This is a genomic window from Bacillus cereus group sp. BfR-BA-01355, assembly GCF_022663675.1.
Taxonomy (GTDB): Bacteria; Bacillota; Bacilli; order Bacillales; family Bacillaceae_G; genus Bacillus_A; species Bacillus_A thuringiensis_S.
The window spans coordinates 38,213-52,985 of sequence record NZ_JAKUFY010000037.1; the positions used below are offsets into that span (position 1 = coordinate 38,213).

Sequence of the window (14,773 nt, forward strand, 5' to 3'; positions counted from 1 at the left end):
TATTTAATTTTTTATACACAAAAAGGGAGTACTCATCCTATAGAAAGGACGGGTACTCCCGTGGTGCCACCTTAATTCGTTACAAATGTAACGCACTTTACCGTATCAAAAACAATACGTGTCTCTTGTATCGATGAGATCATGTCGCCAAAGCCTACTTCTTTCGTTTCGGTTTGGAAGCTCCGAAGCCCATTCCACATCAATTCCATACTGATTCGCACCAACCATCAGCTCTCTGACATGTTCATCATGTGTACTCTTCTTCATCAACGCTTGCATTTTTTTAAGTTGCACTCATTATAGACCTGACTTTTTTCACAAGTCAATACTTTTTTTAAAATTTTATTTTTCTTTCCTTTCAATATTATATTGACAAAACAACCTCTTTTTATGTAAATATAATAAATACTCTATTAAAAATAAGGTTTTTTGTATGAATATTATATATTAAAAAAGTAAAATCATATCAAAAAACGCTTACATTTCTGAAAATTCATATTTCTATATGGATTTTTCAGAATAATCATGATAGATTATAAAGTGAAACTTTAATAAGTGGGGGTTTTGTTCATCCCCCACTTATTATTAGTTGAACTAATCGGGCATTTACGGGCAGTTGATCTCCCACCTAACTTCCTTGCCCATCCAATTTTAAGGTGGGAGTTTTACTGCCCGTTCATGCGGGATAAATATGCATAACGCATCAAAAGACCTGACAAAAGAAAGGGGAACTACATGAGTACGCAGATGTTAATTTTAACTTCTATCTCTATTTACATGCTCGGGATGCTAATTATCGGCTATTTCGCTTATAAGCAAACATCCAACTTAACAGATTATATGCTTGGCGGGCGTACACTAGGCCCCGCAGTAACAGCATTAAGTGCTGGAGCAGCTGATATGAGTGGTTGGCTTTTAATGGGCTTACCCGGTGCAATGTTTAGCGTTGGATTAAGTAGTAGCTGGATTGCGATTGGCCTAACATTAGGCGCATATGCAAACTGGCTTTATGTCGCTCCTCGCTTACGTACCTACTCTGAAATTGCAAATAACTCTATTACTATCCCAGAATTTTTGGAACACCGTTTCCACGACAAATCCCATATGCTACGTTTAGTATCTGGACTTGTTATTATGATATTTTTCACGTTTTATGTAGCTTCAGGATTTGTCTCTGGTGCTGTATTATTCGAAAATTCATTTGGACTCAATTACCATGTTGGTCTTCTTATCGTTGGTGGAGTTGTCGTAGCTTACACATTATTTGGTGGATTTTTAGCTGTAAGTTGGACAGACTTCGTGCAAGGAATCATTATGGTAGTCGCTCTTATTCTTGTTCCAGTCGTAACAATTATGCACGTAAATGGACTTGGTCCAGCATTTGAAACAATTAAATCTATCGATCCGGCATTATTAGATATTTTTAAAGGTACTTCTGTATTAGGAATTATTTCATTATTCGCATGGGGCCTTGGTTATGTTGGACAACCACATATTATTGTACGCTTTATGGCGATTTCTTCTGTAAAAGAAATTAAAAGTGCACGACGTATTGGTATGAGCTGGATGATTTTCTCTGTTGCTGGAGCTATGTTTACTGGCCTTATCGGTATTGCATACTATTCAAAAGCAGGTTTAAAACTTTCTGATCCAGAAACGATTTTCGTTGAACTTGGCACTATTTTATTCCATCCACTTATTACTGGATTTTTATTAGCAGCTATTTTAGCAGCTATTATGAGTACAATTTCTTCTCAACTTCTCGTTACTTCGAGTGCAGTAACAGAAGACTTATATAGAACATTCTTTAAGCGTGATGCTTCTGATAAAGAACTTGTATTTGTCGGTCGTATGGCTGTTCTTGTTATTGCTTTAATTGGATGTGCATTAGCACTTAAACAAAATGATACGATTTTAGCTCTTGTTGGATATGCTTGGGCTGGGTTCGGTTCTTCATTCGGACCTGCTATTTTATTAAGCTTATATTGGAAACGTATGACGAAATGGGGCGCGCTTGCTGGTATGGTTTCTGGTGCCGCTACTGTTATTATATGGACTCAATTCAAATTCTTAAAAGATTTCTTATATGAAATGATTCCAGGTTTCGCTATTAGTTTACTAGCTATCGTAATTGTTAGTTTACTAACACAACCTTCAAAAGAAGTTGAAGAGCAATTTGAGAATTTCGAAAAACAACATAGTCATAATCTATAAAGGGAAAGCTCTGCTGTTATCGTATCAGCAGAGCTTTCTTTATATCAAAGTTCGACGATCTTCTGCTCGAATTTAACAATTTCTTTATGTTTCGTTAAATTAAACGTAACACTACTCCTTTATAGTATTACTATCAGCACTTATACAGAAAGGGGACTCCAATATGTTAGCAGCTTTCCAGCAACAACAAACACGAAAATTTTCACCTATCACCAATACTTCTGCGTCTTGTTTGAACATACAACCTAATCCACCTAAAATTACAATTGCTCCTTCTGTTATTTCAGTCATCGGTGTTCATATGGAAAAAAATAAGTTAAAAGTAAGAACTGGCCAAAGCACTGAGTTATCAGCTTCCGTTTTGCCAATGCAGGCAACAAATAAAGAACTTCTTTGGACGAATATGAATGCTGATGTTATCACACTGTATCCAAAGGGGGACACGGTAACGATTACTGGAAAAAGTGCAGGTAGAGCAGTCGTAATTGTCACAACTGCTGAAGGAAAGTTCCGTGACCTATGTATCATTCACGTACAACCTTATATGACAAATCCAAAGTAAAAGAGTGGCTACGAAGCCACTCTTTTACTTTATTTCAATGTGTGGATTTTTACTTTTAACAAGATTGATGAATTGCTCTTTATCTTTAGGAGAAATAATTTCTGTTTGATGTGCACCATAAACAATTTCAAGTCGATCAAATGACAATGCATGGGCTGCTATTGGATTTTTTGTATTTAAAACTTGTTTTATATCTCGTATAAATATGCGCTTTTTAACGAAACCTGATCTAATTGTAATTGTTTCTTCTCCGACGATGTATTTTGTCGAAAACCAACTCCAAATAAATAATATCGCTAATGAAATTGTAAAAAATAAAAGAAAATATTCTCTACCTGCAAATAGGGGAGCAAAACACGCTCCAATGACAACGAAAAAAATCGGATATAGCCATACATCTTTTTTTGATGGGAATTCCATTTCCTTCCCCCCTTCCACACCCGTATTTATATAAAACAAAAAGAGAAGTATCACAACTTCTCTTTTCTCCTCTAACATTATAATTCCTGTGTATACGCCGGCTCGTTTATTACATTTTTTGCTGTTCGTTTTTGTTGCTGTAGTAAGAAAACAGATACACCAAACAATACGAGCATGCTACCGATAATTTGCATGGCATTTAGTCTTTCACCGAGTAAGAAGAACGCTAGTATAGATGCTCCAACGGGTTCTCCTAAAATACTCATTGAAATTGTTGTTGCATTTACGTAGTTTAATAACCAATTATTAATGACGTGTGACACTGTCGGGACAACCGCAAGTAAAAGAAAAACGGTCCAATCCCACTTCGTATAACCTGTAAAAGGCACTTGCAATACTATATTATAAATTCCCATAAAAATACCTGCGAATGCAAAAACTGTAAAGCTGTAAATCCAGTGTGATACTTTCTTTACTGTCGTTTGCCCGATAAATAAATAACCGACAACCGCTATTACACTTAAAAAGGATAATATATCTCCATAAATTGCTTGTTCACTTAGCCCTAAATCTCCCCAACCAATACACATTACGCCTAATATCGCAATTCCCATCGTTGCAATAGCTGAGTATGTTGTTCTTTCTTTAAATAAGAAAAAACCTCCAATTAAAGATACGATTGGTTGAAGCGCTAAAATAATCGTCGAACTCGCAACTGTCGTATGCTTTAAAGATTCAAACCATAATAGAAAATGAAGTGCTAAAAAGAAACCAGATCCAATTAAAAATCCCCAATCTTTTATTTGAATCTTACTAAACTCTTCCCGTTTTTTCCATACGATAGGCAGCATAATAAGTACGATAATCCATAAGCGGTACATACTTAAAATAGAAGATGGTGCTGAGGACATCTTTACAAAAACTGCTGCAAAAGAAATGGCAATTATAGAAATAGCTAATGGTAGTGCGATTGACTTTTCTTGTTTCAAATCCTGTCTCCCCTCTCACCTGTCAAAAATCCCACTTCATTATATCCGTTTTCTTTCGTGACTTAAATACTAATTTTTTAGATTCTTCGTACCATTATGGTAAAATAGAAATTAAGGCACCAATTAGTGAATATTTATTTCCTTTTTCACTACAAGCGTCGCTCTTACAATCGTTACAGTAAATTTTTATTTAGGGGGATCTACATGAGTCAAACAATAGGGAGAATTGAAGAAATTTCATTTTATAGCGCATCACTTCAAGAAGACGTTACACTTCTCGTTTATTTACCAGTAAATTACACACCACTGCACAAACATACAGTTGTAATTGCACAAGATGGTAGAGATTATTTTCAGCTCGGTAAAGCGCATCGTGTAATTGAGCGCCTTCGTGAAACTGAAGAAATTGACCGTACAATTATTGTCGGTATTCCATATAAAAATGTACATGATCGTAAAGAAAAATATTTCCCAAATGAAGTAAAAAATGCTGCATATATACGTTTCCTTGCTCATGAACTTGCACCATATATTGATGAAAATTATCCAACGTACCAAATGGGAAAAGGTCGTGTTTTAATTGGTGATTCTCTTGGCGGAACAGTTTCCTTTATGACTGCACTTATGTATCCGCATACATTCGGTAAAGTCGTTATGCAATCACCATTTGTGGATGAGACAGTAATGAACTTAGCAAAAGACTTCAAAGATCCACAAGCATTAGAACTGTATCACGTCATCGGCACAGAAGAAACGGCTGTAAAGCGTACTGATGGACAAGTATCTGATTTCGTAGAACCGAACCGTGAGTTAAATACACTTCTTACAGATAGAAATTTCATTACGCATTACGAAGAGTTTGAAGGTAATCATACTTGGAAATATTGGCAAACTGATTTACCAAAAGCCTTCTCTCATATTCTATCAATGAAATAATAGAGAGCAGTATTCAGAATAATTTGATATAATAGACAAAGAGATCTATTTATCTCAAAATCTAACTAGACTTACAAAGGGAGGAATTGGAACATGAAATTAGGCATTGTAATTTTTCCATCTAAAATGATTCAAGATAAAGCGAACGGATTGCGTAAGCGTTATGACCCACACTACGCATTAGTTCCGCCACATATTACATTGAAAACACCCTTTGAGACGCAAGATGAACAATTAGAATCGATTGTAAACGAGCTACATACAATCGCAGGTAAAACGAACCCTTTCACCCTTCATGTTGGGAAAGTCGGTTCATTCGCACCTGTTAATAACGTCCTTTATTTTAAAGTAGAAAAAACACCTGAACTTACTTTCTTAAATGAAGAAATGCATGGCGGGTTATTCACGCAAGAACGCGAATATGCTTTCGTACCTCACTTAACAATCGGACAAGGCTTATCAGATGCAGAGCATGCTGATGTATTGGGGCGATTACGTATGAAAGATTTCTATTATGAACAACCAATTGATCGTTTCCATCTTCTATATCAATTAGAAAATGGAACATGGACTGTACACGAAACATTCCATCTTGGAAAGGGGAACAACTAATTTGCACGCACAGATTGTACAAACGGACGAACAACTAAGAGATGCATTCTCTGTACGTAAACAAGTGTTTGTAAATGAACAACGTGTCTCTGCTGAAGAAGAGTACGATGAGTTTGAAGAAACTTCAACACACGTTGTTATATATGACAATGATGTTCCAGTTGGTGCTGGACGTTTTCGCACCCTTGATGGTATAGGAAAAGTGGAACGCATTTGCGTGCTAGGTTCCCATCGAAAAAAAGGCATCGGAAAAATTGTTATGGATGCGCTTGAAGCGTATGCAAAGGAAAATTCGCTACCAAAATTGAAACTTCATGCTCAAACACATGCTGAAGATTTCTATAAAAAACTTGGATATGTAACGAGTTCTGATGTATTTATGGAAGCAAATATCCCGCATGTCGTAATGATAAAAGAATTGTGATTTGAAAGCAGGAGGTGACCCCTCCTGTTTTTTTACATTGCTATTTTCTTTTTCTTCCGCTAAAGTTAAATGTTGATGCTATAGTTTTGAAGGTGAATATATGACACAAGAAAAATTTTCACAAAAATCGTTAACACACGCTGATATTCCGCGTGCGACATATCATACTCCGAAAACATCTACCCATTTAATTATGGAAGAAGATGTAGATGCGGCTTATTTCCGCGCTCTCGAACAACAAAATGTTTTTTTAAACGAAAAACAATTAGAAGCCGTGCGCACAACAGAAGGTCCTGTTCTTACACTAGCTGGTGCTGGAAGCGGGAAAACATCTGTTTTAACAACTCGCGTTGGTTATTTAGTAAATGTAAAACAAGTTCATCCAAGAAATATTTTATTACTTACATTTACACAAAAAGCAGCTGAAGAAATCCGCAGTCGTGTTGCAAAGTTACCAGGTATGAATCATGCAGCAAGTAGCTACGTTGTTGCTGGTACATTCCACTCTGTTTTCTTAAAATTGCTTCGTAGTCAAGGGTATAATCAGCAAATTTTAGCAAATGAAAAACATAAACAAATTATGATAAAGAAAATCTTAAAAGAATTGCGTTTAAAAGACGATTATGATTCGGAAACGATCCTCGCGATGATTTCACTTGAGAAAAACAAATTAAATCGTCCGAAAGATGTAAAGGCGAAAACGCCAGTCGAACAAGAATTTAAAGAAGTATATGAACGTTTTGAAGAGGTAAAACAACGATACAATTATATTGATTTCGATGACATCTTATTGGAAACATATTATATGTTAGAAAATAATGCTCCTTTACTAACTCAATTACAACAACGTTTTCACTACATTGAAGTAGATGAGTTTCAAGATACATCCTATGCACAATATGAAATTGTAAAATTGTTAGCCACGCCAAGAAATAATTTGTTCATCGCAGGTGATGATGATCAAGCAATTTATGGCTGGCGAGGGGCAAGTCACCAAATTATTTTATCTTTTCCAAAAGAATTTGATAACACAACAATCATTGCACTAAATACGAATTATCGATCCAATCCCTTTATCGTCGGGCTTGGAAATGAAGTTATAAAATTAAATCAAGAACGTTTTGATAAAGAGCTATACTCCGTTCGTGAGGAAGGTGTACAACCTTTTTATGCAAGACCTGCTACAACTCTTGATGAAGCAAATCAAATTTTGCAGCTCATTCAAGAAAAAGTAGATAGCGGTGACCGAAACTATAAAGATTTTTGTTTACTGTATCGCACACATTCTGTAAGCCGTTCGTTACTTGATCAGCTTACCATTCATAAAATTCCGTTTATTAAACACGGGGCGAGCCAATCATTTTATGAACATTCTTTAATTAAGCCTGTATTAGATCATTTAAGACTCGTGATTGAGCCGTTTCGACTAGAATCACTTTCAAACATATTGCCGACGATGTATATCGGACGTGATGATTGTATTTCATTTATTGAACGTGAACAATGGAAATATGGTGAAGGCCGTTTTCCTTCTCTTCTTCATTTCTTATTATTAAATCCGAGCTTAAAACCTTTTCAAGTGAAAAAGGTAAATGAGCGCATCGATTTTATTAAATTTATTAAAGAATTAGAACCGAAAAAAGCATTAAAAGAAATCATACATGGTAAAGGAAAATATTTAGAGTACTTACAAAGTAACGATCGTTCTTCCTTTACGATGCATAAAGACATACAAGAAGAAATGTTGGAAGAATTAATGGAGTCTGCAACTCGTTTCACCGATATTCCAGCTTATTTACAATTTATCGACGAGGCGATTCAAGGTCAAAAGGAAATGGAAGCATTAAAAACAATGCCGCAAAAAGATGCCGTTTCACTTATGTCAATTCATAACGCAAAAGGCCTTGAATTTCCATGTGTCTTTTTACTTGGAGCAAGTGATGGAATCCTGCCCCATACTTCTTCTTTAAAAGATGCAAATGATCGTATTACGGAAACTTCTGAAGCGTTAGAAGAAGAACGCCGATTACTGTATGTCGCCATTACACGTGCGAAAGAAGAGCTTTACATTTCTTCTCCGCAATTTTTCAGAGGAAAGAAATTAGATATATCTCGTTTTTTATATACTGTGCGAAAAGATTTACCTGAAAAGACATCCACTAAATAAGGATGTCTTTTTTTATATCACATTATGTACATCCCTCCTATATAAATTCCTTGTTTTTATCGTGAGAATTAACGTAATATCAGCCATATCCCACTCATATTGTAATAGTGTATGTCAGAACTCACGATAAGGAGTGAACATAATGAGCTGCAATTGTAATGAAGACCATCATGACCATGATTGTGATTTCAACTGTGTATCTAATGTCGTTCGCTTTATACATGAACTGCAAGACTGTGCAACCACAACATGTGGATCTGGTTGCGAAGTTCCATTTTTAGGAGCACATAACACTGCATCAGTAGCTAATACACGTCCTTTTATTTTATACACAAAAGCCGGAGCACCTTTTGAAGCATTTGCACCATCTGCAAGTCTTACTAGCTGCCGATCTCCAATTTTCCGCGTAGAAAGTATAGATGATGATGATTGTGCTGTATTACGTGTATTAACTGTAGTATTAGGTGATAACTCCCCTGTACCACCTACTGACGATCCCATCTGTACGTTTTTAGCTGTACCAAATGCAAGATTAGTATCAACCTCTACTTGCATTACTGTTGATTTAAGTTGCTTCTGTGCGATTCAATGCTTACGCGATGTTACAATTTAAAACTAAATAATGCGTTAAGTATGGATTGGGTGGCAGATAATTCTGCCACCCAATCCATGCTTAACGAGTATTATTATGTAAATTTCTTAAAATTGGGAACTTGTCTAGAACATAGAACCTGTCCTTTTCATTAACTGAAAGTAGAAACAGATAAAGGAGTGAAAAACATGTTCTCTTCTGATTGCGAATTTACTAAAATTGATTGCGAGGCAAAACCAGCTAGTACACTACCTGCCTTCGGTTTTGCTTTCAACGCGTCTGCACCTCAGTTCGCTTCACTATTTACACCACTACTATTACCTAGTGTAAGTCCAAACCCAAATATTACTGTTCCTGTAATAAATGATACAGTAAGTGTTGGAGATGGTATTCGAATTCTACGAGCTGGTATTTATCAAATCAGTTATACATTAACAATTAGTCTTGATAATGCACCTGTTGCACCAGAAGCTGGTCGTTTCTTCTTATCATTAGGTACGCCAGCTAACATTATTCCTGGATCAGGTACAGCGGTTCGTTCTAACGTTATTGGTACTGGTGAAGTAGACGTATCCAGCGGTGTTATTCTTATTAACTTAAATCCTGGTGACTTAATTCAAATTGTACCAGTTGAGTTAATTGGAACTGTAGACATCCGTGCAGCAGCATTAACAGTTGCACAAATTAGCTAGTAAAAAGCGGTATTTCTAATACAGAAATACCGCTTTTTATATGTATAATAAAAAACACTCACAGTAACATGAGTGTTTCATTCTTCATAGTGTTTTATTGTGTTCTTCTTTTTCCCACAATTGCATCCCTTTTTCTTCACAAATCCTTGTTGTTGTAATTGTTCTTGATATGCCTGTTGTTGTGCATGGTGCTGTTGCTGTATTTGATACCACTGCTGCAGGTCATATGAATTTTGCCTAGGATTATTGCTCACAGCAAACATCTCCTCTACTGTCAATTCTGTCTATTTACTATATGAACAACTCTTTATTTCCGTTCCCTCATTCTTTTAAACTCCGCTTTTTCTCTTATTATGAAAATATATTATTCTCCCATAAAATATCCTGTAATCGTTTCAATGATTGCTGCTGCTCCTGCAATAGCTAATAATGCAAGTAACGGCTCCGCAACGATAGGAATCCAATTATATAAAACTAATAAAAAAGCACTAACCCATACACCTGTACACCAATAACAGCTTAATAATTCGCCAATCCACTTTCTTAATCCTTTACCTTTCACTTTTGTAAACGTTGATACACTTCCATCTGGCTCCGTAATCTCTAATTCATCAATAAATGGTCTTCGCAAAAAGGCTGTAATTTTATCATAAACAATTAAACGAGTGAGCCTAAAGGCTGCTAACGCGAAAATAAAAAATAAAAGCCAGCTTGTAAACAGCATAATTCCACCTTCCCTTATCTTCTTTCGCCTATTTAAAAAAAAAGGTCTTGAGATTGTGACCAAATCTCCTCGACTCCAATATCTTATTAATGTAAATACAAACAAGAAGATAAGGAGTGACATTAATGAGTTGTAACGAAAATAAACACCATGGCTCTTCTCATTGTGTAGTTGACGTTGTAAAATTCATCAATGAATTACAAGATTGTTCTACAACAACGTGTGGATCTGGTTGTGAAATTCCATTTTTAGGTGCACACAATACTGCATCAGTAGCAAATACACGTCCTTTTATTTTATACACAAAAGCTGGAGCACCATTTGAAGCATTTGCACCATCTGCAAGCCTTACTAGCTGCCGTTCTCCAATTTTCCGTGTGGAAAGTGTAGATGATGATAGCTGTGCTGTACTACGTGTATTAAGTGTAGTATTAGGTGATAGTTCTCCTGTACCACCTACTGATGACCCAATTTGTACGTTTTTAGCTGTACCAAATGCAAGACTAGTATCGACATCTACTTGCATTACTGTTGATTTAAGCTGTTTCTGTGCGATTCAATGCTTACGCGACGTTACTATCTAATAAGTGAAGTAAACTAAAAAACTATTGGGGTGGTAGAAGCTTTCTACCACCTTTACATATTTAAAAGCCGGCCATACTAATTGATTGGATATCATCTATAGACAACCTAATATCTCTCATGCTATTTTGCGGCATAATAGATACAATGCCATTACGATACGATATGATCGATCCAACATAAGAAACTGTAGCTGTTTTTATTCTGCACCTTACTTTCGGAATGTAATGAGGGCGGTTTAATAAAAAATGAATTTTTTCATCATTATTCATATCCTTAAATGATTTATTATACGGAACAGTTCTTACTGGTTCTTTCTGTTCTTGTTGTTCTTGTTGTTCTTGTTGTTCTTGTTCTGCGTGTGCTTCTTTTTTCTCTTCTTCTATTTTTTCTTCCACTTGCTGCTCTTCTTGTTGTTCTTGTTCTGTTACCTCTTCCACAGCACTACTTACAATATTTTCATTTCTATTACTTTGCTCTTTTTGATCTTCATTTCCAAAGTTTGTCAGGATAATCCTTTTTATTTTCGGTGCAGTAAGTTCTAAACTTACTTGCGCAATATATAACAACGGTTTTCCAACTGTTGAACTTTTATTTTTATTCTTCACACTCGTCCCTCCCACTTCCATACGTAGCTGAATAAATTGTGTACTATTATAGTTATATTCATCACGTGGTAAGAACTTTCGTTAAAAATCGTTCTTTCTCAGAACAAATAAAAAGGACAATCTCAGCATTTAGAGATTGTCCTTTAAAAATTAATATTATATTTATCCTAGGATATGATACCCTGAATCAACATGAATGTTTTCTCCTGTTACACCGCGAGCTAAATCACTGAATAGGAATACTGCTGTATCGCCAACTTCTTCTGGAGTTGTTGTACGACGAAGTGGTGCGCGCTCCTCAATTTCTCTTAAGATTGAGTTGAAATCGCCTACACCTTTTGCAGATAACGTACGAATTGGTCCTGCAGAAATAGCGTTGACACGAATACCATGTTGACCTAAATCGTTTGCTAAATATTTCACGCTCGCTTCTAATGAAGCTTTCGCAACACCCATAACGTTATAATTTTTCACAACACGCTCGCCGCCAAGGTATGTTAACGTTAAAATATTTCCGCCTTCTGTCATAACTTTCTTCGCTTCTCTTGCTACAGCTGTTAAAGAGAATGCACTAATATTTTGTGCAAGTAAAAATCCATCGCGAGAAGTATCTACAAATTCGCCTTTTAAGTCATCGCGATTTGCAAAAGCAATACAATGTGCTACACCGTGAATAGTACCTACTTCTTGTTTAATTGTTTCAAAGCAAGCTGTAAGTTCCTCATCATTTGTTACATCACAAGGTAATACAAGTGATTCTTGTCCTTCTAATGTATCCGCTAATTCACGAACGTTTCTTTCTAAACGTTCTCCTGCATATGTGAAGATTAATTTTGCACCTGCATTATGCAAAGAGCGAGCAATTCCCCACGCAATACTTCTTTGGTTCGCAACGCCCATAACAACAAATGTTTTCCCTTGTAATAGTTCCATGATATATCCTCCCAGAAATACTTATACTTGTTATTAGTACCTGATACTATAATTATAGTACCATAAAACCGCTTAAAGGCAAACAAAAAAGTCATTAACAGAAATTTGTTAATGACTTTTGGTTTCTATAAAAAAGCGCTCTAATCCTTCTTCCCAAGACGGCATTTGTAAAAAACCATTTAATCGTAGCATGTTATGTTGAAAGATAGAATATTTGGGCCTCGCAGCCGCAGCCCCGAATTCTTCCGTTGAAACAGGTAACACATTCACTTTCATATTTGTATACGAAAATATCTTTTTTGCAAATTCAAACCAAGAGCATGAGCCTCTGTTTGATACGTGGTATGTACCGTATAAAGAAGTATGAATGAGCTTATTAATAACTATATTTAAATCCGCCACATACGTAGGAGAGCCAACTTGATCCGCTACAACAGATATTTCATCTCTTTCTTTTCCTAATCGCATCATCGTTTTCACAAAATTATTTCCATATTTACCATATAGCCACGATGTGCGAACGATAAAATATTTATTATGTAACTCTTTGACGAACTGCTCCCCCGCATACTTAGAGGCTCCATATATATTTATCGGCGCTGGACTATGAAATTCATCGTATCCCTCTGGTCTGGCGCCTTGAAATACATAATCAGTACTAATATAAACTAGTTTCGCTCCTACTAATTGTGAAGCGACCGCTACATTTCGAGCTCCGATTGCATTTATTCTATATGCAATATCCTGTTCTTTCTCCGCATGATCTACTTTCGTATAGGCAGCACAATGAATAATTATATGTGGTTTTATTTCTTGTACCACTTGTTGTATTCGGGATATATTTGTCACATCTAATAACTTTTTATCAAATGGATATATATCATATTCTTCAGAGTTTAACTCTTCAAATAGTTGCTTTCCTAATTGGCCGTTTGCTCCTGTTATGATAACCCTCTCTTTCATTTAACATGCCCCTTACTGGTCTTTTAGTAGTTTCCACCATTCCTTATTCTTTTCATACCATTTCACCGTCTCTTGTAATCCTTGTTCAAACGTATATTTCGGTTCCCAATCAAATTCATTCTTCATTTTCTCTGCATCAATCGCATAACGACGATCGTGCCCTAAACGATCTGTAACATATTCGATATCTTTTTTTGTTTTTCCTAAAAGAGTAATAATTTGTTCCACAACTTCTACATTTGTTTTTTCATTATTTCCACCTATATTATATACTTCTCCTACACGTCCCTTATGCAGAACAACGTCAATCGCACTACAATGATCCGTTACATGTAACCAATCTCTTACATTTAAACCATCACCATATAACGGTAGTTTTTTTCCTTCCAGTGCATTCGTAACCATTAACGGAATTAATTTCTCGGGATACTGGTACGGCCCATAATTGTTAGAACAACGCGTTACTATAACCGGTAAGTGATATGTTTTATAGTAAGATAGAGCTATCAGGTCCGCGCTCGCCTTACTTGAAGAATATGGACTATTTGGAGCTAACGGCGTTTTCTCTGTGAATTTCCCTATTTTCCCTAAAGAGCCATACACTTCATCCGTTGATACTTGCACAAGTTTTATATGCGAATATTTTTTAACTAGTTCTAATAAAGTGACCGTCCCAATTACATTTGTATCATAAAAAGGAATCGGATTTTCAATACTACGGTCCACATGTGATTCAGCTGCAAAATTTACAATCACTTGTACGTCTCGCTCTTTTATAATATGTTCTAATAGCTCTCCATTTTGAATTTCTCCTTTTACAAAAGAGTAATTCGGGTGATTCTGAAGAGATTTTACGTTATTTAAATTCCCGCTATATGTTAATGCATCGTAATTAATAATTTTATATGTTTCATAACTTTGTAGCATATAATGAACGAAATTACTTCCAATAAATCCAGCCCCACCTGTTACTAATATATTCATAAACAACGCTCCTACTTAAAAACTATCTTCATATTCCTCTAGTAATGGTAATATCTGATCCTTATCGGACAATATAGGATCGGTTACTGGCCAAGGAATTGCTAAATCTTTATCTTCCCAAAGTAATCCTGAGTCATGCTCTGCGCTATAATATTCATCTACTTTATACATAACGATAGTATGCGGAACAAGGGTGCAAAATCCATGCGCAAACCCTTTTGGCACTAGTAATTGTCGATGGTTATCTGCACTTAAAATATACCCTTTCCATTGTTTAAATGTTGGTGATTTTTTTCGTAAATCAACGATAACATCATAAATTGCCCCTTGCATAACTTGAATGAGTTTCGTTTGTGCTTTCGGTTTTTTTT

Annotated in this window: 18 protein-coding genes and 1 other annotated feature; of the genes, 9 read left to right on the forward strand and 9 right to left on the reverse strand. The window is 35.8% G+C overall.

What is annotated here, in order from left to right; translation table 11 throughout:
* Positions 1-41 precede the first annotated feature (41 nt).
* Positions 42-279: a binding site (T-box leader), on the reverse strand.
* Positions 280-735: 456 nt separating this feature from the next.
* Together putP and MR167_RS14690 are read left to right on the forward strand one after the other, a co-directional pair.
* Positions 736-2,214 carry a sodium/proline symporter PutP gene (gene putP / locus MR167_RS14685; protein ID WP_000107191.1) on the forward strand — a complete coding sequence of 493 codons (1,479 nt, stop codon included), beginning with the start codon at positions 736-738 and terminating at the stop codon, positions 2,212-2,214.
* A 163-nt stretch (positions 2,215-2,377) separates the two neighbouring features.
* Positions 2,378-2,776, forward strand: coding sequence for an Ig-like domain-containing protein (locus tag MR167_RS14690; protein ID WP_000878727.1), 399 nt, complete (start codon positions 2,378-2,380; stop codon positions 2,774-2,776).
* Positions 2,777-2,800: 24 nt separating this feature from the next.
* On the opposite strand, the gene MR167_RS14695 is transcribed toward MR167_RS14690, so the two are convergent.
* Positions 2,801-3,196 carry a PH domain-containing protein gene (locus tag MR167_RS14695; RefSeq protein ID WP_000395656.1) on the reverse strand — a complete coding sequence of 132 codons (396 nt, stop codon included), beginning with the start codon at positions 3,194-3,196 and terminating at the stop codon, positions 2,801-2,803.
* Between the two features lie 77 nt (positions 3,197-3,273).
* Positions 3,274-4,185: a DMT family transporter gene (locus MR167_RS14700; RefSeq protein ID WP_063675107.1), complete on the reverse strand. Its 912-nt coding sequence runs from the start codon at positions 4,183-4,185 to the stop codon at positions 3,274-3,276.
* A gap of 204 nt (positions 4,186-4,389) precedes the next feature.
* Between MR167_RS14700 and MR167_RS14705 the strand changes: the two genes are divergently transcribed.
* The 6 genes from MR167_RS14705 to exsF all read left to right on the forward strand — a co-directional run bounded on the left by MR167_RS14705 (position 4,390) and on the right by exsF (position 9,608).
* On the forward strand, positions 4,390-5,121 hold the full coding sequence (locus MR167_RS14705) for an alpha/beta hydrolase (RefSeq protein ID WP_000084010.1): 732 nt from the start codon (positions 4,390-4,392) through the stop codon (positions 5,119-5,121).
* A 93-nt stretch (positions 5,122-5,214) separates the two neighbouring features.
* Complete coding sequence (locus MR167_RS14710; protein ID WP_000765871.1) at positions 5,215-5,733, forward strand: YjcG family protein; 519 nt, start codon at positions 5,215-5,217, stop codon at positions 5,731-5,733.
* A 1-nt stretch (position 5,734) separates the two neighbouring features.
* Complete coding sequence (locus MR167_RS14715) at positions 5,735-6,157, forward strand: GNAT family N-acetyltransferase (RefSeq protein WP_000543309.1); 423 nt, start codon at positions 5,735-5,737, stop codon at positions 6,155-6,157.
* Positions 6,158-6,257: 100 nt separating this feature from the next.
* Entirely contained in the window at positions 6,258-8,324 is a 2,067-nt protein-coding gene (locus MR167_RS14720; protein ID WP_000191211.1) for an ATP-dependent helicase, read from the forward strand.
* 142 nt (positions 8,325-8,466) lie between these two features.
* Positions 8,467-8,937: a spore coat protein CotY gene (cotY, locus tag MR167_RS14725; RefSeq protein WP_242314895.1), complete on the forward strand. Its 471-nt coding sequence runs from the start codon at positions 8,467-8,469 to the stop codon at positions 8,935-8,937.
* A 167-nt stretch (positions 8,938-9,104) separates the two neighbouring features.
* Positions 9,105-9,608, forward strand: a complete 504-nt coding sequence (gene exsF, locus MR167_RS14730; protein ID WP_000492933.1) for an exosporium protein ExsF — start codon at positions 9,105-9,107, stop codon at positions 9,606-9,608.
* A 77-nt stretch (positions 9,609-9,685) separates the two neighbouring features.
* Here the strand turns inward: exsF and MR167_RS14735 are convergent, their stop codons facing one another.
* Together MR167_RS14735 and MR167_RS14740 are read right to left on the reverse strand one after the other, a co-directional pair.
* Positions 9,686-9,871, reverse strand: coding sequence for a hypothetical protein (locus MR167_RS14735; protein WP_014894818.1), 186 nt, complete (start codon positions 9,869-9,871; stop codon positions 9,686-9,688).
* 101 nt (positions 9,872-9,972) lie between these two features.
* Positions 9,973-10,332, reverse strand: coding sequence for a DUF1360 domain-containing protein (locus MR167_RS14740; protein WP_000899662.1), 360 nt, complete (start codon positions 10,330-10,332; stop codon positions 9,973-9,975).
* A 125-nt stretch (positions 10,333-10,457) separates the two neighbouring features.
* On the opposite strand from MR167_RS14740, the gene exsY reads away from it, so the two are divergent.
* Positions 10,458-10,916: an exosporium assembly protein ExsY gene (gene exsY, locus MR167_RS14745; RefSeq protein WP_001277734.1), complete on the forward strand. Its 459-nt coding sequence runs from the start codon at positions 10,458-10,460 to the stop codon at positions 10,914-10,916.
* Between the two features lie 60 nt (positions 10,917-10,976).
* Here the strand turns inward: exsY and MR167_RS14750 are convergent, their stop codons facing one another.
* The 5 genes from MR167_RS14750 to MR167_RS14770 form a co-directional block, all read right to left on the reverse strand.
* Positions 10,977-11,543 (reverse strand): spore coat CotO family protein, encoded by a 567-nt coding sequence (locus tag MR167_RS14750; protein ID WP_086413203.1) that lies wholly within the window; start codon positions 11,541-11,543, stop codon positions 10,977-10,979.
* Between the two features lie 141 nt (positions 11,544-11,684).
* Positions 11,685-12,455, reverse strand: a complete 771-nt coding sequence (gene fabI, locus MR167_RS14755; protein WP_000421885.1) for an enoyl-ACP reductase FabI — start codon at positions 12,453-12,455, stop codon at positions 11,685-11,687.
* Between the two features lie 108 nt (positions 12,456-12,563).
* The gene (gene rfbD / locus MR167_RS14760) at positions 12,564-13,418 is read right to left on the reverse strand and encodes a dTDP-4-dehydrorhamnose reductase (RefSeq protein WP_242314896.1); all 855 of its coding nucleotides are present in this window, start codon (positions 13,416-13,418) and stop codon (positions 12,564-12,566) included.
* Between the two features lie 12 nt (positions 13,419-13,430).
* Positions 13,431-14,402 carry a dTDP-glucose 4,6-dehydratase gene (rfbB, locus tag MR167_RS14765; protein ID WP_001024179.1) on the reverse strand — a complete coding sequence of 324 codons (972 nt, stop codon included), beginning with the start codon at positions 14,400-14,402 and terminating at the stop codon, positions 13,431-13,433.
* Between the two features lie 15 nt (positions 14,403-14,417).
* Positions 14,418-14,773, reverse strand: a 356-nt coding sequence (locus MR167_RS14770; protein WP_242314897.1) for a dTDP-4-dehydrorhamnose 3,5-epimerase family protein, incomplete at its 5' end; no start/stop codon positions are given.

Bases quoted from the DNA above. Each gene is read 5' to 3' on its own strand.
- putP (WP_000107191.1), top strand. From the start codon at position 736: ATGAGTACGCAGATGTTAATTTTAACTTCTATCTCTATTTACATGCTC.
- MR167_RS14690 (WP_000878727.1), top strand. From the start codon at position 2,378: ATGTTAGCAGCTTTCCAGCAACAACAAACACGAAAATTTTCACCTATC.
- MR167_RS14695 (WP_000395656.1), bottom strand. From the start codon at position 3,196: ATGGAATTCCCATCAAAAAAAGATGTATGGCTATATCCGATTTTTTTC.
- MR167_RS14705 (WP_000084010.1), top strand. From the start codon at position 4,390: ATGAGTCAAACAATAGGGAGAATTGAAGAAATTTCATTTTATAGCGCA.
- MR167_RS14710 (WP_000765871.1), top strand. From the start codon at position 5,215: ATGAAATTAGGCATTGTAATTTTTCCATCTAAAATGATTCAAGATAAA.
- MR167_RS14720 (WP_000191211.1), top strand. From the start codon at position 6,258: ATGACACAAGAAAAATTTTCACAAAAATCGTTAACACACGCTGATATT.
- cotY (WP_242314895.1), top strand. From the start codon at position 8,467: ATGAGCTGCAATTGTAATGAAGACCATCATGACCATGATTGTGATTTC.
- exsF (WP_000492933.1), top strand. From the start codon at position 9,105: ATGTTCTCTTCTGATTGCGAATTTACTAAAATTGATTGCGAGGCAAAA.
- MR167_RS14735 (WP_014894818.1), bottom strand. From the start codon at position 9,871: ATGTTTGCTGTGAGCAATAATCCTAGGCAAAATTCATATGACCTGCAG.
- MR167_RS14740 (WP_000899662.1), bottom strand. From the start codon at position 10,332: ATGCTGTTTACAAGCTGGCTTTTATTTTTTATTTTCGCGTTAGCAGCC.
- exsY (WP_001277734.1), top strand. From the start codon at position 10,458: ATGAGTTGTAACGAAAATAAACACCATGGCTCTTCTCATTGTGTAGTT.
- MR167_RS14750 (WP_086413203.1), bottom strand. From the start codon at position 11,543: ATGGAAGTGGGAGGGACGAGTGTGAAGAATAAAAATAAAAGTTCAACA.
- fabI (WP_000421885.1), bottom strand. From the start codon at position 12,455: ATGGAACTATTACAAGGGAAAACATTTGTTGTTATGGGCGTTGCGAAC.
- rfbD (WP_242314896.1), bottom strand. From the start codon at position 13,418: ATGAAAGAGAGGGTTATCATAACAGGAGCAAACGGCCAATTAGGAAAG.
- rfbB (WP_001024179.1), bottom strand. From the start codon at position 14,402: ATGAATATATTAGTAACAGGTGGGGCTGGATTTATTGGAAGTAATTTC.